2 protein-coding genes are annotated in these 910 nt (G+C 54.6%); one reads left to right on the top strand and one right to left on the bottom strand.

The genetic code is table 11. The features are described 5' to 3' along the window. Positions 1–119 precede the first annotated feature (119 nt). The gene (locus B879_RS23925; RefSeq protein WP_007271584.1) at positions 120–398 is read right to left on the bottom strand and encodes a helix-turn-helix transcriptional regulator; all 279 of its coding nucleotides are present in this window, start codon (positions 396–398) and stop codon (positions 120–122) included. Positions 399–678: 280 nt separating this feature from the next. Between B879_RS23925 and B879_RS23920 the strand changes: the two genes are divergently transcribed. Then, a partial coding sequence (locus B879_RS23920) for a hypothetical protein (RefSeq protein ID WP_238542217.1) occupies positions 679–910 on the top strand: 232 nt, incomplete at its 3' end.

Below are 910 nucleotides of genomic sequence, written 5' to 3'. Positions count from 1 at the left end.
GTCCCTCCGTGGCCCAACGTTCAATCAGGTCCGTGGCGTCCTGCGACCAAGAATGGTCTTCAAGAGCAATTGGTGTTGCCATGTCGGCGTGTCCTTTCGAAGATAGGAAACTACTTGAATCAGGCGGATTGACGATTTGAAATAGGTTCTTGGGGGTCGAAAAGGACGGTGACGTCCAGGCCGAACACCTCCGCGATGTTCTCAGCAACTTCGGTGGTGCAGTCGGTTCGATATCCGGAGACTAGGTGGTTGATGAAGCTGGGGTGCACGCCGACCCGCTTGGCCAGTTTGCGCTGGCTGATCTTGCGGAAGTCGACGGGGCGGCCCATTCTGATGGCCTCCATGTCCTCTTTGGTGTAGACGAGCGTCTTGAATCGCTCTTTAGATGCGAGGCGCATGTATGTTCCTTTCTGCCAGCGGCATTTGGTTCGGAAGGGTGACATTTTGTCCCTGTCTGTTGTAGGCGGGTTTGCTTCTTGCTGATAGGTAAAGCATCCCACCCCAGTAGGCATGTTGTCAACTCGAATAAGGTGAATCATTTCTTTCAAGTAGGCGGGGCGGCCGGTTGCTGGCATTTTCTTAGTAGGCACATCTACTTCAATAAGGCAGAATTGCCAGTAGGCGCATCGAAACCGTATGCGATTGCACTAATCAGATCGACAAATGACAGTGGTTGGCATGACAAGCAAACTTCCCAAGAACGGCCTTCACGAGCTCATCCTGAACCATAAGGGTGACCGCTCCTACGCCAGACTGTCCGCCGCGTGCGGCGGAGTGCCATCCACCGTCAACGCCCAACGCCTCGCCACCAAACCCATAAAGCATTTCCCTACGGTCGAAGTACTTGTGGGCCTCTCGAAAGGCCTCGGCGTCCGCATGGTAGACGTCCTCCATGCTGCCGCGATATCTG

Source organism: Cecembia lonarensis LW9, assembly GCF_000298295.1.
GTDB lineage: Bacteria > Bacteroidota > Bacteroidia > Cytophagales > Cyclobacteriaceae > Cecembia > Cecembia lonarensis.
This window is presented reverse-complemented; position numbering and strand designations above follow the sequence as displayed.